The organism is Caballeronia jiangsuensis, assembly GCF_046030135.1.
Classification (GTDB): domain Bacteria; phylum Pseudomonadota; class Gammaproteobacteria; order Burkholderiales; family Burkholderiaceae; genus Caballeronia; species Caballeronia jiangsuensis.
In genome coordinates, this window is sequence record NZ_JAQQDB010000005.1 from 32972 (window position 1) to 52886 (window position 19915).

At 62.4% G+C, this 19915-nt stretch carries 16 protein-coding genes and 1 pseudogene; 12 read left to right on the forward strand and 5 right to left on the reverse strand.

Annotated features, from left to right (window positions below; all coding sequences use genetic code 11):
- Positions 1 to 152: 152 nt before the first annotated feature.
- Positions 153 to 992, reverse strand: coding sequence for a MurR/RpiR family transcriptional regulator (locus tag PQR08_RS06695; RefSeq protein WP_408161121.1), 840 nt, complete (start codon positions 990 to 992; stop codon positions 153 to 155).
- Positions 993 to 1291: 299 nt separating this feature from the next.
- Here PQR08_RS06695 and edd point away from each other — a divergent pair, with 299 nt between their 5' ends.
- From edd to PQR08_RS06730, 8 genes and pseudogenes are all read left to right on the forward strand, one after another.
- Positions 1292 to 3241 carry a phosphogluconate dehydratase gene (gene edd / locus PQR08_RS06700; RefSeq protein WP_238288318.1) on the forward strand — a complete coding sequence of 650 codons (1950 nt, stop codon included), beginning with the start codon at positions 1292 to 1294 and terminating at the stop codon, positions 3239 to 3241.
- Between the two features lie 68 nt (positions 3242 to 3309).
- Entirely contained in the window at positions 3310 to 3942 is a 633-nt protein-coding gene (eda, locus tag PQR08_RS06705) for a bifunctional 4-hydroxy-2-oxoglutarate aldolase/2-dehydro-3-deoxy-phosphogluconate aldolase (protein ID WP_408161122.1), read from the forward strand.
- Between the two features lie 489 nt (positions 3943 to 4431).
- Positions 4432 to 4524, forward strand: a pseudogene (locus tag PQR08_RS38855) (hypothetical protein); the annotation flags it as partial.
- Between the two features lie 17 nt (positions 4525 to 4541).
- Positions 4542 to 4718, forward strand: a complete 177-nt coding sequence (locus PQR08_RS38860) for a DUF2827 family protein (RefSeq protein WP_250484114.1) — start codon at positions 4542 to 4544, stop codon at positions 4716 to 4718.
- A 655-nt stretch (positions 4719 to 5373) separates the two neighbouring features.
- The gene (locus PQR08_RS06715; RefSeq protein WP_408161123.1) at positions 5374 to 6396 is read left to right on the forward strand and encodes an IS110 family RNA-guided transposase; all 1023 of its coding nucleotides are present in this window, start codon (positions 5374 to 5376) and stop codon (positions 6394 to 6396) included.
- Positions 6397 to 6825: 429 nt separating this feature from the next.
- Positions 6826 to 8193, forward strand: a complete 1368-nt coding sequence (gene ltrA / locus PQR08_RS06720; protein WP_408161124.1) for a group II intron reverse transcriptase/maturase — start codon at positions 6826 to 6828, stop codon at positions 8191 to 8193.
- A gap of 293 nt (positions 8194 to 8486) precedes the next feature.
- On the forward strand, positions 8487 to 9851 hold the full coding sequence (locus PQR08_RS06725; RefSeq protein ID WP_408161125.1) for a GntP family permease: 1365 nt from the start codon (positions 8487 to 8489) through the stop codon (positions 9849 to 9851).
- 10 nt (positions 9852 to 9861) lie between these two features.
- Positions 9862 to 10356 carry a gluconokinase gene (locus PQR08_RS06730; protein WP_408161127.1) on the forward strand — a complete coding sequence of 165 codons (495 nt, stop codon included), beginning with the start codon at positions 9862 to 9864 and terminating at the stop codon, positions 10354 to 10356.
- 76 nt (positions 10357 to 10432) lie between these two features.
- On the opposite strand, the gene purB is transcribed toward PQR08_RS06730, so the two are convergent.
- The 3 genes from purB to PQR08_RS06745 all read right to left on the reverse strand — a co-directional run bounded on the left by purB (position 10433) and on the right by PQR08_RS06745 (position 13642).
- Positions 10433 to 11821, reverse strand: a complete 1389-nt coding sequence (gene purB, locus PQR08_RS06735) for an adenylosuccinate lyase (RefSeq protein ID WP_187606026.1) — start codon at positions 11819 to 11821, stop codon at positions 10433 to 10435.
- Positions 11822 to 11907: 86 nt separating this feature from the next.
- Positions 11908 to 12609, reverse strand: coding sequence for an N-acetylmuramate alpha-1-phosphate uridylyltransferase MurU (gene murU, locus PQR08_RS06740; RefSeq protein ID WP_408161128.1), 702 nt, complete (start codon positions 12607 to 12609; stop codon positions 11908 to 11910).
- Between the two features lie 7 nt (positions 12610 to 12616).
- The gene (locus PQR08_RS06745; RefSeq protein ID WP_408161129.1) at positions 12617 to 13642 is read right to left on the reverse strand and encodes an aminoglycoside phosphotransferase family protein; all 1026 of its coding nucleotides are present in this window, start codon (positions 13640 to 13642) and stop codon (positions 12617 to 12619) included.
- A 227-nt stretch (positions 13643 to 13869) separates the two neighbouring features.
- Between PQR08_RS06745 and PQR08_RS06750 the strand changes: the two genes are divergently transcribed.
- From PQR08_RS06750 to rsmA, 4 genes are all read left to right on the forward strand, one after another.
- The gene (locus PQR08_RS06750; protein WP_408161130.1) at positions 13870 to 16260 is read left to right on the forward strand and encodes an LPS-assembly protein LptD; all 2391 of its coding nucleotides are present in this window, start codon (positions 13870 to 13872) and stop codon (positions 16258 to 16260) included.
- Between the two features lie 138 nt (positions 16261 to 16398).
- Positions 16399 to 17742 carry a peptidylprolyl isomerase gene (locus PQR08_RS06755; protein WP_187606139.1) on the forward strand — a complete coding sequence of 448 codons (1344 nt, stop codon included), beginning with the start codon at positions 16399 to 16401 and terminating at the stop codon, positions 17740 to 17742.
- A 4-nt stretch (positions 17743 to 17746) separates the two neighbouring features.
- The gene (pdxA, locus tag PQR08_RS06760) at positions 17747 to 18730 is read left to right on the forward strand and encodes a 4-hydroxythreonine-4-phosphate dehydrogenase PdxA (RefSeq protein WP_408161131.1); all 984 of its coding nucleotides are present in this window, start codon (positions 17747 to 17749) and stop codon (positions 18728 to 18730) included.
- Positions 18731 to 18764: 34 nt separating this feature from the next.
- Positions 18765 to 19589, forward strand: coding sequence for a 16S rRNA (adenine(1518)-N(6)/adenine(1519)-N(6))-dimethyltransferase RsmA (rsmA, locus tag PQR08_RS06765; protein WP_250484108.1), 825 nt, complete (start codon positions 18765 to 18767; stop codon positions 19587 to 19589).
- Here the strand turns inward: rsmA and PQR08_RS06770 are convergent.
- Positions 19571 to 19825 carry a hypothetical protein gene (locus PQR08_RS06770; protein ID WP_035500939.1) on the reverse strand — a complete coding sequence of 85 codons (255 nt, stop codon included), beginning with the start codon at positions 19823 to 19825 and terminating at the stop codon, positions 19571 to 19573. The genes rsmA and PQR08_RS06770 overlap by 19 nt on opposite strands.
- Positions 19826 to 19915 lie beyond the last annotated feature (90 nt).

The window sequence follows — 19915 nt, forward strand, 5'->3', positions numbered from 1 at the left end:
ATCGACGCGTCCTGCCGCCTTCTTGTTCCGGGGCGTGATAGCTTCCCCGACGGAGAACGAACTGTTCATGCGGATCCAGATAAACGATCGAGGTTATGGACAGCATAGGCCATCATTCGCCCCTCATTTGAAGGGCACACAGCCTTCGCTGCCTACGCTCCCACCCGCCGTCCTTCGAGCACGTCCTTCGCTTCGGCAAGCTTGTCCGCTAACGCGGGGCCGCGGGCCAGCGCCAGCCCGACCGCCAGAATGTCGCCGATCGCGAGATGCGATACGCGCGATGTCATCGGCGAAAAAATGTCGGTATCTTCATCGACATTCGCGAACAATCCGACCGTGGCCATGCGCGCGAGCGGCGAGTGGCCGTGCGTGATCGCGATGACCCTTGCGCCGCCGTTCAACGCCGATCTGCACGCGTCGAGAATGTCTCTCGTGCGCCCGGTATTGGAAATCGCGACGACGACATCGCCCGCGCCGAGCAGTGCGGCGGAAGTGGTGTACGTATGCGGATCGGAGTATGCGACAGACGGTACGCCCAACCGAAAAAATTTGTGCTGCATATCGAGCGCGGCGATGCCCGATCCGCCCGCGCCGTAGAACTCGATGCGGCGCGCTTCGGCGAGGATCGCAATGGCCGCCGCGACGCTGTCCGACGACAGTGAATTGCGCACGGCAATCAACGCGCCGATGGTCCGGTCGAGCACTTTGGCGGCGACGCCCGCGGGCGGCTCGTCCGTGCGCACATCGCGATAAACGGTGGGAACGTCCGCTGCTATGTTTTGAGCGAGGCGAATCTTGAATTCGCGGAAGCCCGAAAAGCCGAGCGCCTGGCAGAACCGCGCGATGGTCGGCTGACTGACGCCGGCACGCGCGGCGAAGTCGGTCATCGACAGGTCGAGTACCTCGCGCGGTGCTTCGAGCACGTAGTTGGCCAGCTTGCGCTCCGACGGCCGCATTTGCTCGCGCTTTGCTTCGACTTGAGACAGCAACATCGGAAATCTCGCCTATGCTGAAAATTGCTTGGGACTATAGCTGAATCTCCATGATGTACAAATACTACAGAATTGACCGAGGCAATCTAAGGGAATTCCCGTAGAACATTCTCCCGTAAGTGATTTGATCCATGCGGTCGCTTAATAAAGAGGCGCGAATCCCCGTTGTCAGCGTGTAGTTTTTCTACTAATATCGCGAAACACGGCAATTTCGCACGACGACGATTCGAACGCCGTTCCCTGCAACATTCCACCCAACCTCGACGGCGGCGCGCCGGGCGTTAGACGAAGGAGCTTCGATGGTTTCCCCGCATTCGCAACTCAAAAAAGTCACCGATCGCATCATCGAGCGCAGCAAGCCGACGCGTTCCGCATATCTGGCGCGCATCGATGCCGCGCACGGCAAGTTTCCGGCGCGCGGCGCGCTTTCGTGCGCGAATCTGGCGCATGGTTTCGCCGGGCTCGAAGGCGAGGAAAAGATAGCGATCAAGACGATTCGCGAGCCGAACATCGGCATCGTGTCGTCCTATAACGAAATGCTGTCCGCGCATGCGCCGTACAAGAGCTTCCCCGACATCATCAAGCAGGCGGCGCGCGAGCACGGCGGCGTCGCGCAATTCGCGGGCGGCGTGCCCGCCATGTGCGACGGCATCACGCAGGGCAACGCCGGCATGGAACTGTCGCTCTTTTCGCGTGAAGTCATCGCGATGAGCACGGCGGTCGCGCTCACGCACAACATGTTCGACGCGGCGCTGTGCCTCGGCATCTGCGACAAGATCGTGCCGGGGCTTGCCATCGGCGCGCTGCAGTTCGGTCATCTGCCGACCATTTTCGTGCCCGCCGGCCCGATGACGAGCGGCCTCACCAACGACGACAAAGCCAAGGTGCGTCAGGAATTCGCGACCGGCAAATGCGATCGCGCTGCGCTGCTCGAAGCGGAATCGGCGGCGTATCACGGCCACGGCACCTGCACTTTTTACGGCACGGCCAACAGCAATCAGATGCTCATGGAAGTGATGGGGCTGCATCTGCCGAGCGCGGCGTTCGTGCACCCGCACACGCCTCTGCGCGACGCACTCACGGCCGAGGCCGCGCGTCGCGTGCTCGATATCACGCTGGAACGCGGCAACTACACGCCTATCGGCCATGTCGTCGATGAAAAGGCGATCGTGAACGGCATCGTCGCGCTGCTGGCGACAGGCGGCTCGACCAATCACACGCTGCATCTCGTGGCGATTGCGCGGGCGGCAGGCATCATGATCGACTGGAACGATTTCGACGAGCTTTCGCAAGTGGTGCCGCTGCTCGCGAAGATCTACCCGAACGGCAAGGCCGACGTGAACCATTTCCACGCGGCGGGCGGCGTCGCGTTCCTCGTGCGCAATCTGCTCGAAGGCGGCTTGTTGCACGAAGACGTGCAGACGGTCGCGGGCAAGGGGCTTTCGCACTATACGAAGGAGCCGAAGCTCATCGACGGCAAACTGCAATGGGTCGACGGCGCACCCGAAAGCCACGACACCAAGGTGCTGCGCGGCATCGGCGAGCCGTTCCAGCCGGACGGCGGGCTGCGTCTGATGCAGGGCAAGCTCGGGCGCGGCGTCATCAAGATTTCGGCGGTCGCGCCAGAGCATCGCGTGGTGAAGGCGCCGGCCATCGTGTTCAATTCGCAAGAGGAAGTGCAGGAAGCGTTCGACAAGGGCGAGCTGAAGCGAGATTTCGTCGCCGTGGTGCGCTTCCAGGGCGCGCGGGCGAACGGCATGCCCGAGTTGCATCGTTTGACGCCGCTGCTCGGCGTGCTGCAGGATCAGGGCTTCCATGTCGCGCTGGTCACGGACGGGCGCATGTCGGGCGCGTCGGGTAAGGTGCCGGCCGTCATTCACGTGTCGCCCGAGGCGCTTCTGCAAGGCCCGCTCGGGAAGGTCCGCACCGGCGACATGCTCGTGATCGACGCGCCCGCCGGCGTGCTCGACATCGAGATCGATGCGAACGAGTGGGCATCGCGCGAAGTGCAGGCGCCGCTTCATCAGGCGGACAACGAAGCAGGATTCGGACGCGAGCTGTTCGGTGTGTTCCGGAGCGCGGCGCTGCCGGCGGAAGAGGGCGCGTCGGTGTTCGGCGCGCTGATCGGCGCAACGTCCGCGCACGACGGGGCGAACGGCGCGGCGGCCCCGCAGGAGAGGAATCCGCTTCGCGATAACGCGCGCGCCGCGGCATCGGCGCTGAACAAGGCGCACGCCACGCATCATTGAGCATCGCAACGTCGAGAACTCGCGGATAGACCGCAAGGCACCGCACCAAAAAACAGGAGTCGCATCAAATGAAATCGGTAAGCGAAATCGTGCGTCTGGGCCCGGTGATTCCGGTGCTGGCATTCGAAACGGTCGAGCAAGGTGAACATGTGTCGCGCGCGCTGCATGCGGGCGGCGTGAAAGTGCTGGAAATCACGCTGCGCACGCCAGCAGGCATCGGCGCGATCGAGCGCGCGAGCCAGTTGGCGGACGATATCGTCGTCGGCGTGGGCACCATCACGAAGCCCGAGCATTGCGCGCAGGCGAAGAAGGCGGGCGCGCAGTTCGGGGTGTCGCCCGGTCTCACGAAGGACATGCACCAGGCCGCGCAAGACGCAGGGTTGCCACTGCTGCCGGGCGTGATGACGCCGAGCGATATCATAGCCGCGATGGAGCTGGGCTACGAGATTGTCAAGTTCTTCCCGGCACAACAGGCGGGCGGCATTCCGATGCTGCAGGCTTTCTACGGACCATTCCCGAATTTGAAATTCTGTCCGACAGGCGGCATCACGGCTGAAAGCGCGTCCAACTTTCTCGCGCAACCCAATGTGGTGTGTGTCGGCGGTTCCTGGCTGACGCCGAAGGCCGCACTCGCCGCGCGGAACTGGGAGGAAGTCACGCGTCTTGCACGCGCAGCCAGCGAGTTGGCGCCGCACCAGTAAGCTTTTCCGTCCTTACATCAGAAGGCGCGTCGTGACCGTGTGAGCGGTCCGGCGCGCTCTTTTTCCGGTCTGATTTCCTGTTCGACTCTTTTCCCTCACTCGCTCTGCCTCAAGCTTCGGAGTTCGCTCACCATTTTTTCTTTTTGCGAATCGGATTAATTTGAACTGCAAAAATCACGGCGATTAAGACGGTTTGAATTTCTTTAAGACTGGGATAAAAGGTTCTCAATTGTCTTGGATGTGCTGGGAATTTCAACGCTTCTTCTATATATTTAGGTTTCGAAAGTTCCCCGTTATATCAAGACGCGGAAGCGTTTCAATCAGGAATTTCAGCGCACTTTGCGTGCAACCTCCTTACTCCGCCGATGCTGCATATGTCCAGCAACGCCACGCCGCCCGCTGCCTTACTCCTTGCGGGTCGCCGCGATCAAGTTACAGCGGAACCTCTTTTTCCAAAAGTGTAGTGTCGTCTTTCAGGATGCCAATCCGATGACCATTCGAGTCGGAATTTCAGTCGTCACGCATCAAGGCCAAAACATCTGGCAGAACGGCCTGGGCCAGAATGTGATTTTTTTGTCGAAAGCACTTCAGAAGCTTCCGTGGGCGACCAGAACGCATTGCCGCCGCAAGTCGACGCCGCGTCGAAAGGCCTGCGCATCATGCGCACTCCGGATGCGACCGATGCCGTCGACGTCATCTTCGAAATGGGCCGCGCGCTCGACACGCAATGGCTCGATCTGATGCGGGCCCGAGGCAAGAAAGGACGGAAGCACTGACTACAGCAACATCATGCTGGCCGGCAAGGACGGCACGGTCATCCCCGGCGGTTCATCTGGTCTTGCGCCGACGGACCTGATCAACAAGGCCCAGTTGGACGCATTGGCCGGTAAAACAAGTCAGAGTCGTTGAGGCGTTCGACAATCCGAAACTTAGGCGGGGTGGCAGCAGCGCGTGCGAGCTTAACTTCATATGCGCTGGCGGATCGCCATCGAAGCCGGCGGCTCGATGCGTATCGAATGATCGAGTCGCTGCGGCTTGCATCGTCCTTCCGAAAACCGACGTTCGTTGAACGTCGGTTTTTTTTGGTGCGCCCAGCATGGGCGCACTCCTGTGGGTGTAAGTCCCGCCGTAAGCTGGTCACAGCGAACGAAGCGAAGCGCAACTGCATGAGGGCGACCGAGTGTGGGGAGGAAGCGTGGAGCATAAATCGCGAGCCGATGAACAAGAACCGCATAGAAGGCGCTGCCGAGCAGGGCGAGCGGGCCAAGAACCGCAAAGCTCTCGTGACCAAGGCGAAGTGGCGTAGATGCGGCGGTTGTGCGATGAAGGAGTGCGTTCTTACCCAATGGGATGGACGCCCCCACTCGTCACGGCATCGATGTGCCAAAGTGGAAGTGTCGAGCAACCACTTGAACCGAGGGGAGCGTCATCATGCAGATTACGACGATTGGCATTGATCTGGCGAAGAACGTATTCCAAGTTCACGGTGTGGACGTACACGGAAAGGTCGCTCTCAAGAAGCAATTAAAGCGCAGTCAAATGCTGGAATTCTTCGCGAATCTGCCCGCGTGCCTAATCGGCATGGAGGCCTGCGCCAGCGCCCACTATTGGGCACGTAAGCTCCAGGCGCTCGGGCACACCGTCAAGCTGATGGCGCCACAATTCGTGAAGCCCTACGTGAAGACAAACAAACATGACGCGGCCGATGCTGAAGCCATCTGTGAAGCGGTCACACGGCCGAGCATGCGATTTGTCCCTCTCAAACACGTTGATCAGCAAGCTGTACTAGCCCAGCATCGGGTTCGGCAGGGGTTCGTCAAGGCAAGAACCGCGCAAGCCAATCAGATTCGCGGTTTGTTGGGTGAGTTCGGCTTGATTGTGCCGCAAGGTACCGCCCGCTTATACCAACTCGTGCCGGCGTTGCTAGATCAGGAGAAGGAGCAGTTGCCAGCCGCGTTTCACGAATTAATTCGTCGCTTGCTCGATCATCTGAAGGAGCTGGACCGACAGGTGGGTGAGCTCGAAGCGCAGATTCAGGCGTGGCATCGCGCCAACGCACTCTCGCGAAAGCTGGAGAAGATTCCCGGCATCGGGCCAATTACGGCAAGTGCGCTAGTGGCCTCAGTCGGTGATGCAAAGAATTTCTCCAGCGGTAGGCAGTTAGCGGCATGGCTGGGGCTGGGACCCAAACAGCATTCGACTGGCGGAAAGAAGAACCTGCAAGGCATCAGCAAGCGAGGCGACACCTATTTACGCACACTTCTCATACACGGAGCGCGCGCGATAATCCGATACGCCGAGCGCAGGCTGAACGAGCACGAGTGGCTGAACAAGCTTATCGCTCGGCGCAACAAGAATGTGGCAATCGTCGCGTTAGCCAACAAAAATGCACGCATCGTATGGGCTCTATTGGCCCGCGACAGTGAATTCCGTACCGATCACGGTAAAGCTTAAGTAGAAGGCTTGCAGGACGAGCAGCGGCAAGTGAAGGCAGAGCAGCAAGCAGAACTCCACCGATTGCACGAGCGATCAGGCAGCGATGGCAAACAGGTTAGACCGTGGTTGGTTAAGCCCGCGTCTCCCCAGGCACCTCGAGTGCGATTACCCGATTGCGGCACCAACCAGCACATCCCATCAGGGACCGTGGCAGTAGGCCACAGTAAGAGTCCGAATGTACGGGTGCAATCTTTACCTCGCGTCGTCACAGACTGGGAGCTTGGCAAGCCGGGGGCGTCCATGTATGGGGAGATCTCGCCTCATGCCTGAAAGGGCGACGGTGTCGAGCCGGAGCGAGAAGTCAGCAGCGGCCATAGTAGTCACAGGACAGGTCGATGAGGCCGAAGCTAGTGACGAAGGGCCAAACGGGAGGGAGTGTCCAGCGTCATGTCGATGCGACAGGTATTGCGTCAGATGCCCGCGCAAGCGGGGCGAACGGGAGCCACGCGCGGTGAAGCTGCGCCTATGCCGGTGAGCGACGAAGCCTGCGGCCCGCGACATGAATCCGGGGACATAGGCTCAGCGCTGCTGGAAGCGGCGCTGACGAGAGAGAACCTGAAGCAGGCGTTCAAACGGGTGCGGGCCAACAAGGGCGCCGCTGGCGTGGATGGTCTGGACATTGATCAGACGTCGCGTCATCTGGTGAGCGCGTGGCCTGCGATCCGCGAACAGTTGCTCAAGGGGAAGTACCGGCCCAGTCCGGTGCGACGGGTGACGATACCGAAACCGGACGGAGGCGAGCGCGAGCTCGGCATCCCGACGGTGACGGACCGGCTGATCCAGCAGGCGCTGCTGCAAGTGCTGCAACCGATTCTGGATCCCACCTTCAGCGAGCACAGCTACGGCTTTCGTCCTGGACGGCGTGCGCACGACGCGGTGTTAGCCGCGCAATCGTACGTGCAGTCGGGTCGGCGAGTCGTGATGGATGTTGACCTGGAGAAGTTCTTCGACCGGGTCAACCACGACATTCTGATCGACCGTCTACAGAAACGAATCGATGATGCGGGCGTGATCCGGCTGATCCGTGCGTATCTGAACAGCGGCATCATGGATGACGGGATGTTCCAGCAGCGGGATCAGGGCACGCCGCAGGGCGGGCCGCTATCGCCGTTGCTGGCCAACGTGCTGCTTGACGAGGTGGATAAGGAACTGGAGCGGCGGGGTCATTGCTTTGCACGTTACGCCGACGATGCGAACGTCTATGTTCGTAGTCGTCGCGCAGGCGAGCGGGTGATGACGCTGTTGCGACGCCTGTATGGTCGACTGCGCCTGAAGGTCAACGAGCCCAAAAGCGCGGTGGCGAGTGTATTTGGTCGCAAGTTTCTGGGCTACAGCCTGTGGGTAGCGCCCGGCGGGGTCGTGAAACGCAAGGTGGCGCTCAAAGCGCTGCTGACGTTCAGGCACCGCATTCGTGAACTGACCCGTCGTAATGGCGGGCGCAGCATGAAGGACGTGCTGGAAAGGCTGCGGGTTTATGTGCTGGGGTGGAAGGCTTACTTCCGGTTGGCGCAGACACCGAAGGTCTGGCGTTTATTGGACGAGTGGCTGCTCCATCGGTTGCGCGCCATCCAGCTCAAGCACTGGCGCCGTGGCTCAACCATCTACCGGGAACTGCGCGCGCTGGCTGCACCGGCCGATGTGGCGCGACAGGTGGCGGCTAACAGTCGTCGCTGGTGGCGCAACAGCGACCGGCTGCTCAAGCGCGTGATGACCATCGCTTACTTCGACCGGCTTGGCGTCCCCCGGCTCTGCTGACCTCAACTTCCCGAACCGCCCGGTGCGGACCCGCATGCCGGGTGGTGTGGCAGGGGTACGGCCTTGTGGCCGTCCCCTATGCTGATCTTCGCGTGTCCGGACTTCGAGCGAATAGCCGTGCGAGTCGCTCATAATTTTGCGAAGGCCATTTCCCCGGCCAATTGCCTCGCTTACAAGTAGAATTCCGTTGCCCAGCGCCGTGTTCGCGCTTGCCGGACATTGCTCATGTGTGCAGTGCAGCGACGGCAAACGCATACATAGCGCAAAAAACCTCAACAAATCAAGGAGGCGTTATGCCAGCCGTCCACGGGAGCATGCTGCTGCTCTACGCGGTGATCGCGATCGCGGTTCTGATCCTGATGATCGCACGCTATAAGGTTTACCCGTTCCTCGTCCTCATGATCGTGTCCGTGTTGCTGGCCCTCGCGGTCGGCATGCCGATGGACAAAATCGTCAAGTCGTTCGAAACCGGCAACGGCAATACGCTCGGCCATATTGCCGTCGTCGTGGGTCTTGGCACGATGCTCGGCAAGATGATGGCCGAATCGGGCGGCGCCGAGCGCATCGCCAATACGCTGATCAATCTATTCGGCGAAAAGAACATCCACTGGGCGATGATGGTCGTCGCGATCATCGTCGGCTTGCCGGTGTTCTTCGAAGTGGGCTTCGTGCTGCTGATTCCTATCGCGTTCAACGTCGCGCGACGCACCGGCAAGTCGCTGCTGCTGATCGGCTTACCGATGGTCGCGGGCCTTTCGGTCGTGCACGGTCTGATTCCCCCGCACCCGGCCGCATTGCTCGCGGTGCAGGCGTATCACGCGGATATCGGCAAGACGATTGCGTACGGTCTGATCGTCGGTGTGCCGACAGCAATCGTCGCGGGCCCGCTGTTCGCGCTGATGATCCACAAGTACATCAAACTGTCGGATGCCAACGCGCTCGCCGACCAGTTCACCCAAAAACACGGTGACACCGAGAAAAAGCACGATCTGCCGAGCTTCGGCATCACGCTGTTCACGATTCTGCTGCCGGTGATTCTGATGCTGATCGGAAGCTGGGCGGATCTGGTCTTCACGCCGAAAACATTGCCGAACGATTTGCTGCGCTTTATCGGCCAGTCGGATATGGCGCTTCTGATCGCCGTGCTGGTCAGCTTCTGGACCTTCGGCGCGAAGCAGGGCTTCAACCGCGAGCAGATTCAGAAGTTCTGCGGCGAGTGTCTGGCGCCGATCGCGGGCATCACGCTGATCGTCGGTGCGGGCGGCGGTTTCGGCCAAGTTCTGCGCGATAGCGGCATCTCGCAGCAGATCGTCGCGACGGCGTCGTCGGCAAGCCTGTCGCCGCTCTTGCTCGGCTGGTTCGTCGCCGCGCTGATCCGTCTCGCGACGGGCTCGGCGACGGTCGCGATGACGACCGCATGCGGCATCGTCGCGCCGATCGCCGCCGCGGCGGGCGGCCATACGAGCCCGGAACTGCTGGTGCTCGCCACCGGCTCCGGCTCGCTGATCTTCTCGCATGTGAACGATGGTGGCTTCTGGCTGATCAAAGAGTATTTCGGGATGACGGTCGGACAGACGTTCAAGACCTGGTCGCTGCTCGAAACCATCATTTCATTGATGGGACTCGGTTTGACCTTCGTGCTTGCGGCGTTCGTGTAAGGAGAGTTCGATGATTCTGATCGCAATGGGCGTGTCGGGGGCCGGCAAGTCTCTCATCGGCGAATTGCTGGCGGAGCGCTTGCACTGCTCGTTCACCGACGGCGACGCGTTTCACAGCGCCGCCAACAAGGAGAAGATGCACAAGGGCATACCCTTGACCGACGAAGACCGCTGGCCGTGGTTGAAGACGATTCGCGCCGCGATCGAGGAGAAGCAGGGCGCGGGCGAAACGGCGGTGTTTACGTGCTCGTCGTTGAAACGCTCGTATCGCGACGTCCTGCGTGAGAACGACAAGGACGTGTGCTTCGTCTATCTGGAAGGCACATTCGAGGTCCTGCATCATCGGCTCGGGTCGCGCACTGGCCATTTCTTCGATCCGTCGCTGCTTAAAAGCCAGCTCGAAACGCTCGAACCGCCGGGCGAGGACGAGGCGATCATCGTGAGCATCGAGCACACGCCCGAGGAAATCGTCGATATCGTGATTGAGGAACTGAAGACGCGCTGAACGCGCGCTTCAGCAAGAGAAAAGGCCCCACGTCGCAGAACGTGGGGCCTTTCTCATTGTCGGGACGTGGCCGGCGTCAGGCGATCCGCTTCGCCAACTCGACCGCCTTGCCGATGTACGAACCCGGCGTCATTTCCAGCAGCAGCTTCTTCGCGTCGGCGGGAATCGCGAGACCCGCGATGAACGTCTGCAGCGCCTCGCGCGTGATGCCCTTGCCGCGCGTCAGCTCCTTCAGCTGCTCGTACGGATTCTCGATGCCGAAACGGCGCATCACCGTCTGCACCGGCTCGGCGAGCACTTCCCACGTGTTGTCGAGATCTTCGTTCAGGCGCGCGGCATTCACTTCGAGCTTGTCGAGACCGCGGATCAGCGCGTCGTATGCAAGCAGCGAATAGCCGAACGCGACGCCGATATTGCGCAGCACGGTCGAATCCGTCAGATCGCGCTGCCAGCGCGAGACCGGCAGCTTCTCGGAGAGATGGCGCAGCGTCGCGTTTGCGAGGCCGAGATTGCCCTCCGAATTCTCGAAGTCGATCGGATTGACCTTGTGCGGCATCGTCGACGAGCCGATTTCGCCGGCCTTCAGCTTCTGCTTGAAATAGCCGAGCGAAATATAGCCCCACACGTCGCGATCGAGGTCGAGCAGGATCGTATTCGCGCGGGCCACCGCGTCGAACAGTTCGGCCATGTAGTCGTGCGGCTCGATCTGGATCGTGTACGGATTGAACGTGAGCTTCAGCCGATTCTCGACTACATCCTTCGAGAACGCTTCCCAGTCGAATTCCGGATACGCCGACAAATGCGCGTTGAAGTTGCCGACCGCGCCGTTCATCTTGCCGAGCAGTTCGACCTTCTCGATGCGCTGGATCGCGCGCGCAAGACGCGCTGCAACGTTGGCGATTTCCTTGCCGAGCGTCGTCGGGCTCGCGGGCTGGCCGTGCGTGCGGGAGAGCATCGGCTGTTCGGCTTGCGCGTGCGCCAGCTTCACGAGGCGCTCGTACACCGAGCGCAGCGCCGGCAGGATCACGTGTTCGCGCGCGCCGGCGAGCATCAGGCCGTGCGACGTGTTGTTGATATCTTCAGACGTGCACGCGAAGTGGATGAACTCGCTCGCACGCTCCAGTTCCGGCTGGCCCTTGACCGACTCCTTGAGCCAGTATTCGACGGCCTTCACATCATGATTCGTGACGCGCTCGATGTCCTTGATACGCGCGGCGTCGTGCGCGGTGAAGCGCTCGGCGAGGCTCAGCAGGAATTGCTCGGACGCTTCGGAAAAGCGCGGCACTTCGGCGAAACCGGCGCGCGACAGCGCGATCAGCCAGTGAATCTCGACCGTCACGCGATGCCGCATGAACGCGGCTTCGGAGAGCCATTCGCGCAGGGCTTCTGTCTTGGCGGCATAGCGGCCGTCGAGCGGCGAGAGCGCGGTGAGCGCGAAGAGGGTATCGGGACGGGTATCGGACATGATTGCGGGCGCGGCCGGAAGGCAAAGACGGGAGAACCGCGCATTTTACCATCGGATGCGTCCCAATCCCCGACGCGCGCCGCCGTTCAGAGGGTCCGCAGTTCGTCGTCGAGTGCGCGAAGTTGCGCGGGTGTGCCGACGTTTTCCCAGCGGCCTTCGTAGCGTTCGCCGCTCGCGCGCCCGCCCGCGATCGTTTCGCGGTAGTACGGCGTCAGCGCGCGGCGCGTTCCGGGCGCGAGATCGCGGAACATGCGCGTGTCATACAGGCCGATGTTGCCGAACGTGTAACGGGGCTCGCCTTCGAGTGCGAGCACGCCGTCGCACAAGGCGAAATCGCCTTTCGGGTGAAACGGCGGATTCGGCACCATCACGAGATGCATGCCGGGTTCTGCACGCGCCTTCAGTGCTTCGGCGTGGTCGCGCAAGGTCGAATAATTGAAATCGCAGAATACGTCGCCGCTGACCGCGATGAACACGCCGTCCCCGATCAGATGCCGCGCCTGCGCGATGCCGCCCGCCGTCTCCAGCGCCTCGGTTTCCGGCGAATACCGTAGCTCGACGCCCCAGCGCGAACCGTTCCCAAGCGAGGCCTCGATCTGCTCGCCGAGCCATGCATGATTGATGACGATCGTCCCGACGCCCGCCGCCGCAAGGCGCTCGATCTGCCACACGATAAGCGGTTTGCCGGCAACTTCGAGCAACGGTTTCGGACACGTATCGGTGAGCGGGCGCATGCGTTCGCCACGGCCGGCGGCGAAGATCATCGCCGTCTTCAAAGCGTGCGTCATCGTGAACTCAAAAGGTGTAACCGACTTCGATCGCGCGGCCTTCCAGCGAATCGAGCAGACGCGCGAACGGCCACAGCGGCGCGTAGCGCTCGGCAACCTTGCGCGCATAGCCGATGAAGCGCGGCAGATCGGCGAGATATTGCGGCTTGCCGTCGCGATAATGGATGCGCGCGAACAGCCCGAGCACCTTGATGTGCCGCTGCAGGCCCATCCATTCGAGCTGACGGTAGAACTCGCCGAAATCCGCATCGACGGGAAGTCCGGCCTTCTTCGCGCGTTCCCAGTAATAGGCGACGCAATCGAGCTGAAAGGCTTCTTCCCAGCTGACGAAGGCGTCGCGCATCAACGACGCCATGTCGTAGGTGATCGGCCCGTACACCGCGTCCTGAAAATCCAGCACGCCCGGATTCGGCTCGCACACCATCAGATTGCGCGGCATGAAATCGCGCAGCATGAAGGTCTGCGGCTGAGCGAGCGCGCTCCGGACGAGCAGCGTGAAGGTGTGGTCGAGGGTCTTGCGTTCGTCGGCGGTGACTTCGCGGCCCAGATGGCGGCCGATGAACCACTCGGGCATCAACTCCATCTCGCGCCGCAGGAACGCCTCGTCGAAAGGCGGCAGCACGCCTTCGCGCGCGGTTTGCTGGAAGCGGCTCAGCGCGTCGATCGCGGCGCGCATCATCGGGCGCGCGTTTTTTTCGTCGAGAACGGACATGTAAGTCGTGGTGCCGAGATCCGTCACGAGCATGAAGCCGGCGTCGAAATCGGCTTCGAGGATTTTCGGCACGTGCACGTTCGCCGCTTCGAGCAGCCCGGCGACCTGCACGAACTCGCGGCATTTCTCGGGCGGCGGCGCATCGACGGCGATGAGCGTCTTGCCATGCTCCGAATCGCTCTGCAGCCGGAAATAGCGACGGAAGCTTGCATCGGCGGAAGCGGGGGCGAGACTGGCGACATTCAGCCGGTAGCGTCCGGCGAAATTTTCAAGCCATGAGCGGAGCTGATTCAGGCGGGCGTCGGAAGGAATATGCGTCATAAATTCGAGGGGCCAAACATCTTGCCATATAATACCCCACGACTTTTTTAAGCGATCCGTTTCACGCCTGGCGCCAGGCCCCCGACGACCGTGAGCGTCACCGTTCGATCGAGTGTCGTCCCTGCTTAACAACGGACCGTCAAGCTCGTGACTGCGGAAAGGGCGCGGCCGCCTGCCCGGCGGCATCGGCGCGTGGGACGCGAACGGGATCGAACCGCCACCCATACATGCCGCCACGACAGTTTCCCGTATCGAAAACCCAAGGCGACGCTCAGCCACGCAGGCGGCGGCTCGTCGTCGCGCTTCTATCCGTTCCGGGCCTGATGCCGGCTCTCGCGCACGCCCAGCTCTCGGGCGACGCCGCGTATCCTCAGCCGCTCGACGGCCCCGGCAGTCTGCGCCTCGCGCCGCAACTCGAAGAGCGTCCGCTGCAAAACGGCCAGCAGCCTTCGACCTTCTTCCTGAGCGACAAGGCGACGGGCACCACCGACGAAGACATGGCGGCGAAGGGATCGGCGGAGATCCGGCGCACGGTGACGGTCATCAAGGGCGACGCGCTGCATTACGACCAGGATACGGACATGGCCGATGCTTTCGGCAATGTCAGGCTGATCGACAACGGCGTGTCGTTCATCGGTCCGGAAGCGCATCTGAAGGTCGAGGCCAACGAAGGGTTCATGACGAACCCGAAGTACCATTTCAACGTGACGGGCGGCTCGGGCAGCGCCGAGCGCGCCGACATGATCGACGACGAGCGCGCGCGCATCGATCACGGCACCTACACCGCCTGTCAGTGCGAATCCGATCCGGCGTGGTACATCAAGGGCACGTCGTTCGATTTCGACACCGGCGCCGAAGAGGGCGTCGCGCATAACGGCGTGCTGTTCTTCCAGGGCGTGCCGGTTTTCGGCAGCCCGTGGCTGTCGTTTCCGCTTACGAGCGATCGTCGCAGCGGCCTGTTGCCGCCGACCTTCTCGCTCAGCTCGACGACCGGCTTCGAAGCGACGATCCCGTACTATTTCAATATCGCGCCGAATCGCGATCTGACCGTCACGCCGCGCATCATGACGCGGCGCGGCGTACTCGGAGAGGCGACGTACCGGTATCTGTCGCCGACGTATTCCGGGTCGTTCACCGGCGACTATCTGCCGGACGACCGCCAGACGCACACGAATCGCTATGCGATCTTCTGGCAGCATCGGCAGAACTTCGGCAATGGCTTCGGCGGCTATGTCAATTACAACAAGGTTTCGGACGATCAATATCCGGAAGACCTGGGCAACGCGTCGAATCAGTTCCTGAACGGCACGCAGTTGCTGTATCAGCAGGAAGCAGGGCTCACGTACAACAACGGCCCGTGGTCGGTAATCGCGCGCGAACAGCGCTGGCAGACGCTGCAGCCGTCGGTTCCGCCCTACGCGCGCGAGCCGCAGGTGAACGTTCAGTACAGCAAGTACAACGTCGGCGGCTTCGACTACGGCGCGGAACTGGACGCGACGCGCTTCACGATCACGACCGACGGCGCCACAGACGGCAACCGCCTGTACTTCAACCCGTATCTGAGTTACGGGATCAACGCGCCGGGTTACTTCGTCACGCCGAAGGTGCAATGGCACTTCGCGTCCTACGACCTGAGCCATATCGCGACGACCCAGGTGGCGGGCTCGTCGCCGCCGGTGACGGGGCAGCCGAAGAATTTCACCGAGTCGATTCCGACCGTCAGCTTCGACACGGGCCTCGTGTTCGACCGCTCGGTCCGGCTCTTCGGCCAGGATTACATCCAGACGCTGGAGCCGCGGCTCTACTACGTCTACACGCCGTATCACAATCAGGACTTCGCGCCGATTTTCGATACATCCGAAGCCGACTTCGGCCTCGCCGAGATCTACACGCCGAACACATTCGTCGGCAACGACCGCATCGCGGACGCGAACCGCATCACGGCAGGCCTGACGACGCGCTTCATCAATCCGGCGACGGGCGACGAGCGCGCGCGTTTCGTCATCGCGCAGCAGTATTATTTCCAGAGTCAGCGCGTCACGATCACGCCGGGCCAGTTGCCCGAACAGGCAAAGCACTCGGACCTGATCGCGGGCGCGGCCATCAAGCTGGGCGCTGGTTTCGCCTCGGAAACCGCGTTCCAATATAATGTGGACAACAACCAGCTTGTGCGCTCGAGCATCGGTTTTGCGTTCAGTCCGGCGGAACGCAAGGTGATCAACATCGGCTACCGCTACACGCGTTCGAACCAGACCACGCTGGTGAACGAGCCGATCAACCAGATCCTGCTATCGGCCGAGTGGCCGCTCACGAATCGCCTCTATGCCGTCGGCCGCGTAAATTACGATCTCGCGAGCCATCGTCTCGTCGACGGGCTCCTGGGCTTCCAGTACGATGCCGACTGCTGGGCGTTGGGCTTCGGCATGCAGCGTTACGCCAACGGCGTGAACACGCAGGGCCAGCCTTCGTCCGGCACGCGCGTGCTCGCGCAATTGACGTTCAAGGGCTTGTCGAACGTCGACAACGGTCTCGTCAGCGCGTTCCGCGCGAGCGTCCAGGGTTATCAGCCGCCGCCGCCAGCGGCGCCGCCGCTCTCCCGGTACAGCGATTACGAGTAAGGCCGGAACGGGCGGCCGCGTGCGGCATCCAACGTCAGGCAGTGAAGAGCGGCCAGGAGCCGCGCAGTGCAGCACATTCAAGCAGGACACAAACGGGTGAAGCCCGTATTTGATGGAGTATCTGTGGCAAACGTGAATATGTTTCGATCGACGGCAATCGCAGCGGGCGTGCTCGCTGGCGCGCTGATCCTGAGTTCGCCGGCCGGTGCGCAGGCGTTGTCGAATCGCAATGCGCAGGTCGCCGATTCAGTCGTCGCGGTGGTGAACGACGGCGTTATCACGCAGCGCGAGTTGCAAGACCGCACGACGCTCATCGTCAAGCGTCTCCAGCAGCAGAACGCGCCCGTGCCGCCCGCGGACCAGATGCAGCGGCAAGTGCTCGATCAGATGGTACTCGAGCGCATTCAGCTTCAGAAGGCGAAGGAAGACGGCATCGCCATCGACGATGCCACGGTCAACCGTACGCTCGCGCGTCTCGCGCAGCAAAACCAGATGACGCTCGACGTGTATCGCTCGCGCATCGAGGCGCAGGGCGTGCCCTGGTCCACCTTCACGCGCGACGCACGCACGGAGCTCACGCTTTCGAAGCTGCGCGAGAAGGAAGTCGACAGCAAGATCACCGTGTCCGACGGCGAAGTGGCGAACTACATCGCCAGCCAGCGCGGTCCGGGCGCGCGCAATACGAGCGATCTGCGCCTTCAGCACATCATGTTCAAGCTCCCGTCGGACGCGCCTCAGGGCGAAGTCGCGAAGGTGCAGGCCCAGGCCGATGCCGTGCTCAAGCAGGCGCAAGGCGGCGAGGATTTCGCGAAGCTCGCCAAGCAGAACTCGCAGGACACCGACGCCAGCAAGGGCGGCGATCTCGGTTTCCGCACGCCCGGCACGTTGCCGGCGGGCATCGTGAATGCCGTGTCGACGTTGCGACCGGGCCAGGTCGTCCCGACGCTTTTGCGCACCGACGGCGGTTTCGAAATTATCAAGCTGGTGGATCGCCGCGCGAGTCAGGGCACCGCCGCCGATGCGCCCAAGCTCGTGCAGACGCACGTGCGCCACATCCTGCTGCGCGTGTCGGACGGCATGTCCGAACAAGCCGCACGCCAGAAACTGCTCGACATCAAGCAGCAAGTCGCGTCGGGCGGCGATTTCGCCAACTTCGCGCGCACCTATTCGCAGGACGGCTCGGCGTCGCAGGGCGGCGATCTCGGCTGGATCAGCCCGGGCGAGACCGTGCCCGAGTTCGAGCGCGCGATGAACAATCTCCAGGACGGCGCCGTCAGCGATCCGGTGCGAAGCGAGTACGGCTATCACCTGATTCAGGTGCTCGGCCGTCGCGAAGCGGAAGGATCGGCGTCGCAGCAGCTCGACATCGCGCGTCAGGCGATCGGCCAGCGCAAGGCCGAGCAGGCGTATTCCGACTGGCTGCGCGAACTGCGCGACACCGCGTACGTGCAGTACAAGGGCATCGCTGCCCTGCCGCAGTAACAACATGAGCACCGCCGACGCCCGGCCGCTCGCCATCGCCATCACGACCGGCGAGCCGGCCGGCGTCGGCCCGGAACTGACGGCGGCGGCGCTCAGGCAGGCGCGCGAGCGCTGGCCGTCGGCGCACTTCACGGTGCTGGGCGATCGCGCGCTGCTCCAGACGCGCGCCGGAGCGGGCTGGCCCGAGGCGCACGGCACGGTCGCAATCGAGCATCACGCGCTCGCCGTGCCCGCCGAACCCGGCAAGCTGAATGCCGCGAACGGGCGCTACGTGCTGACTCTGCTCGATGCCGCGATCGACGGCGCTGTTTCCGGCCGTTTCGACGCCATCGTCACCGCGCCGCTGCAAAAGAGCACGATCAACGATGCCGGCGTTCCCTTCACCGGTCATACCGAATACCTCGCCGAGCGCACGAACACGCCGCGCGTCGTGATGATGCTGGCGGGATCGAGCGAGCGTCCGCTGCGCGTCGCGCTCGCGACCACGCATTTGCCGCTGAAGGATGTGTCCGCGGCGCTCAGCATCGACGGCCTTGTCGAAACGCTCGCCATCGTCGATCACGATCTGCGCGCGCATTTCGGCTTGCGCGCGCCGCGCATTCTCGTCACCGGTCTCAATCCGCATGCGGGCGAGAACGGTTATCTGGGCCGCGAGGAAATCGACGTCATCACGCCCGCGCTCGAACGCGCGCGCGCGCTCGGCATCGACGCGCCCGGGCCGTATCCCGCCGACACGCTGTTCCAGCCGCGCTATCTGAAAGACGCCGATTGCGTGCTCGCGATGTTCCACGACCAGGGCTTGCCGGTGCTGAAATACGCGACGTTCGGCGAGGGCATCAACGTAACGCTCGGCTTGCCGATCATCCGCACGTCGGTGGATCACGGCACCGCGCTCGATCTCGCCGGCACGGGCCGCGCCGATCCGGGCAGCATGATCGCCGCGATCGACGCCGCCGTCACCATGGCGCGTCACAAACGCGCGGCCTGATTTCGCGCCGCGCGGCCGCTTCATTCAAACGAGTATGTCGACCAAACATCAAGGCCATTTCGCGCGCAAGCGCTTCGGGCAAAACTTCCTCGTCGATCAGGGCGTGATCGATTCCATCGTCGATGTGATCGCGCCGAAGCGGGGCGAGCGCATGGTGGAGATCGGGCCGGGACTCGCGGCGCTCACGGAGCCGCTGATCGAGCGGCTGGCCACGCCCGAGTCGCCGCTGCACGCGGTCGAGCTGGACCGCGATCTGATCGGCCGTCTGGAAAAGCGTTTCGGCGACAGGCTCGTCGTGCATTCCGCCGATGCGCTCGATTTCGATTTCGCGTCGCTCGCGCTCGAAGGCGAGGACAAGGACAAGCCGACGCTGCGCATCGTCGGCAATCTGCCGTACAACATTTCCAGTCCGCTGCTGTTTCACCTGACGGCGTTCGCGCACAAGGTGATTGACCAGCACTTCATGCTGCAGGACGAAGTGGTCGATCGCATGATCGCCGAGCCCGCGAGCAAAGACTACGGACGTCTCTCGGTGATGCTGCAATACCGTTACGTGATGGACAAGCTCATCGACGTGCCGCCCGAGTCGTTCAATCCGCCGCCGAAGGTGAATTCCGCGATCGTGCGCATGATTCCGTTCGCGCCGCACGAGTTGCCCGAAGTGGATGAAACCGTATTGAGCGATGTCGTGAAGGCCGCGTTCGCGCAACGTCGCAAGGTGTTGCGCAACAACCTGGGCGCGTATCGCGACACGATCGATTTCGATGCCCTTGGCTTCGATCTCACGCGCCGCGCCGAAGAAGTGCCGGTGGCCGAATTCGTCACGCTGGCGCAGACGGTTCAGCGCTCGAAGGCCTGAACGCAGCCCACATCCGACAGCAATTTCATCAGCCGTTCCAGCCGCGCGCGCTGCCCGTGTTGCAGGCCGCGCGTCGCGCTCACCTGCTGGACGCGCGTGCGCCAGTAGGTCTGACCGAACAGCGAATTCGCGCCTTCCGCCGACAGCACGCGCTCCAGATGCACGATCGCCGCATCGACATTCCTGGGCGTGTAAGGGCTCGTGATCGTGGCGTGCCGCTCGAGTGTTTCGTTCATCGTTATCCTCGTGTCGCGTTGAATCCGAACGGCCGATTCTGCGAGCGGCGCGGGACATTCGGCGTCCCGGATGCGCAACTTCGATCGGGA

Coding starts and splice junctions, on each gene's coding strand:
- purB (WP_187606026.1), bottom strand. CDS start 11,821: ATGTCCGATACCCGTCCCGATACCCTCTTCGCGCTCACCGCGCTCTCG.
- ltrA (WP_408161124.1), top strand. CDS start 6,826: ATGTCGATGCGACAGGTATTGCGTCAGATGCCCGCGCAAGCGGGGCGA.
- PQR08_RS06715 (WP_408161123.1), top strand. CDS start 5,374: ATGCAGATTACGACGATTGGCATTGATCTGGCGAAGAACGTATTCCAA.
- PQR08_RS06745 (WP_408161129.1), bottom strand. CDS start 13,642: ATGACGCATATTCCTTCCGACGCCCGCCTGAATCAGCTCCGCTCATGG.
- rsmA (WP_250484108.1), top strand. CDS start 18,765: ATGTCGACCAAACATCAAGGCCATTTCGCGCGCAAGCGCTTCGGGCAA.
- PQR08_RS06770 (WP_035500939.1), bottom strand. CDS start 19,825: ATGAACGAAACACTCGAGCGGCACGCCACGATCACGAGCCCTTACACG.
- murU (WP_408161128.1), bottom strand. CDS start 12,609: ATGACGCACGCTTTGAAGACGGCGATGATCTTCGCCGCCGGCCGTGGC.
- PQR08_RS06730 (WP_408161127.1), top strand. CDS start 9,862: ATGATTCTGATCGCAATGGGCGTGTCGGGGGCCGGCAAGTCTCTCATC.
- pdxA (WP_408161131.1), top strand. CDS start 17,747: ATGAGCACCGCCGACGCCCGGCCGCTCGCCATCGCCATCACGACCGGC.
- eda (WP_408161122.1), top strand. CDS start 3,310: ATGAAATCGGTAAGCGAAATCGTGCGTCTGGGCCCGGTGATTCCGGTG.
- PQR08_RS06725 (WP_408161125.1), top strand. CDS start 8,487: ATGCCAGCCGTCCACGGGAGCATGCTGCTGCTCTACGCGGTGATCGCG.
- PQR08_RS06750 (WP_408161130.1), top strand. CDS start 13,870: ATGCCGCCACGACAGTTTCCCGTATCGAAAACCCAAGGCGACGCTCAG.
- PQR08_RS06755 (WP_187606139.1), top strand. CDS start 16,399: ATGTTTCGATCGACGGCAATCGCAGCGGGCGTGCTCGCTGGCGCGCTG.
- PQR08_RS06695 (WP_408161121.1), bottom strand. CDS start 992: ATGTTGCTGTCTCAAGTCGAAGCAAAGCGCGAGCAAATGCGGCCGTCG.
- edd (WP_238288318.1), top strand. CDS start 1,292: ATGGTTTCCCCGCATTCGCAACTCAAAAAAGTCACCGATCGCATCATC.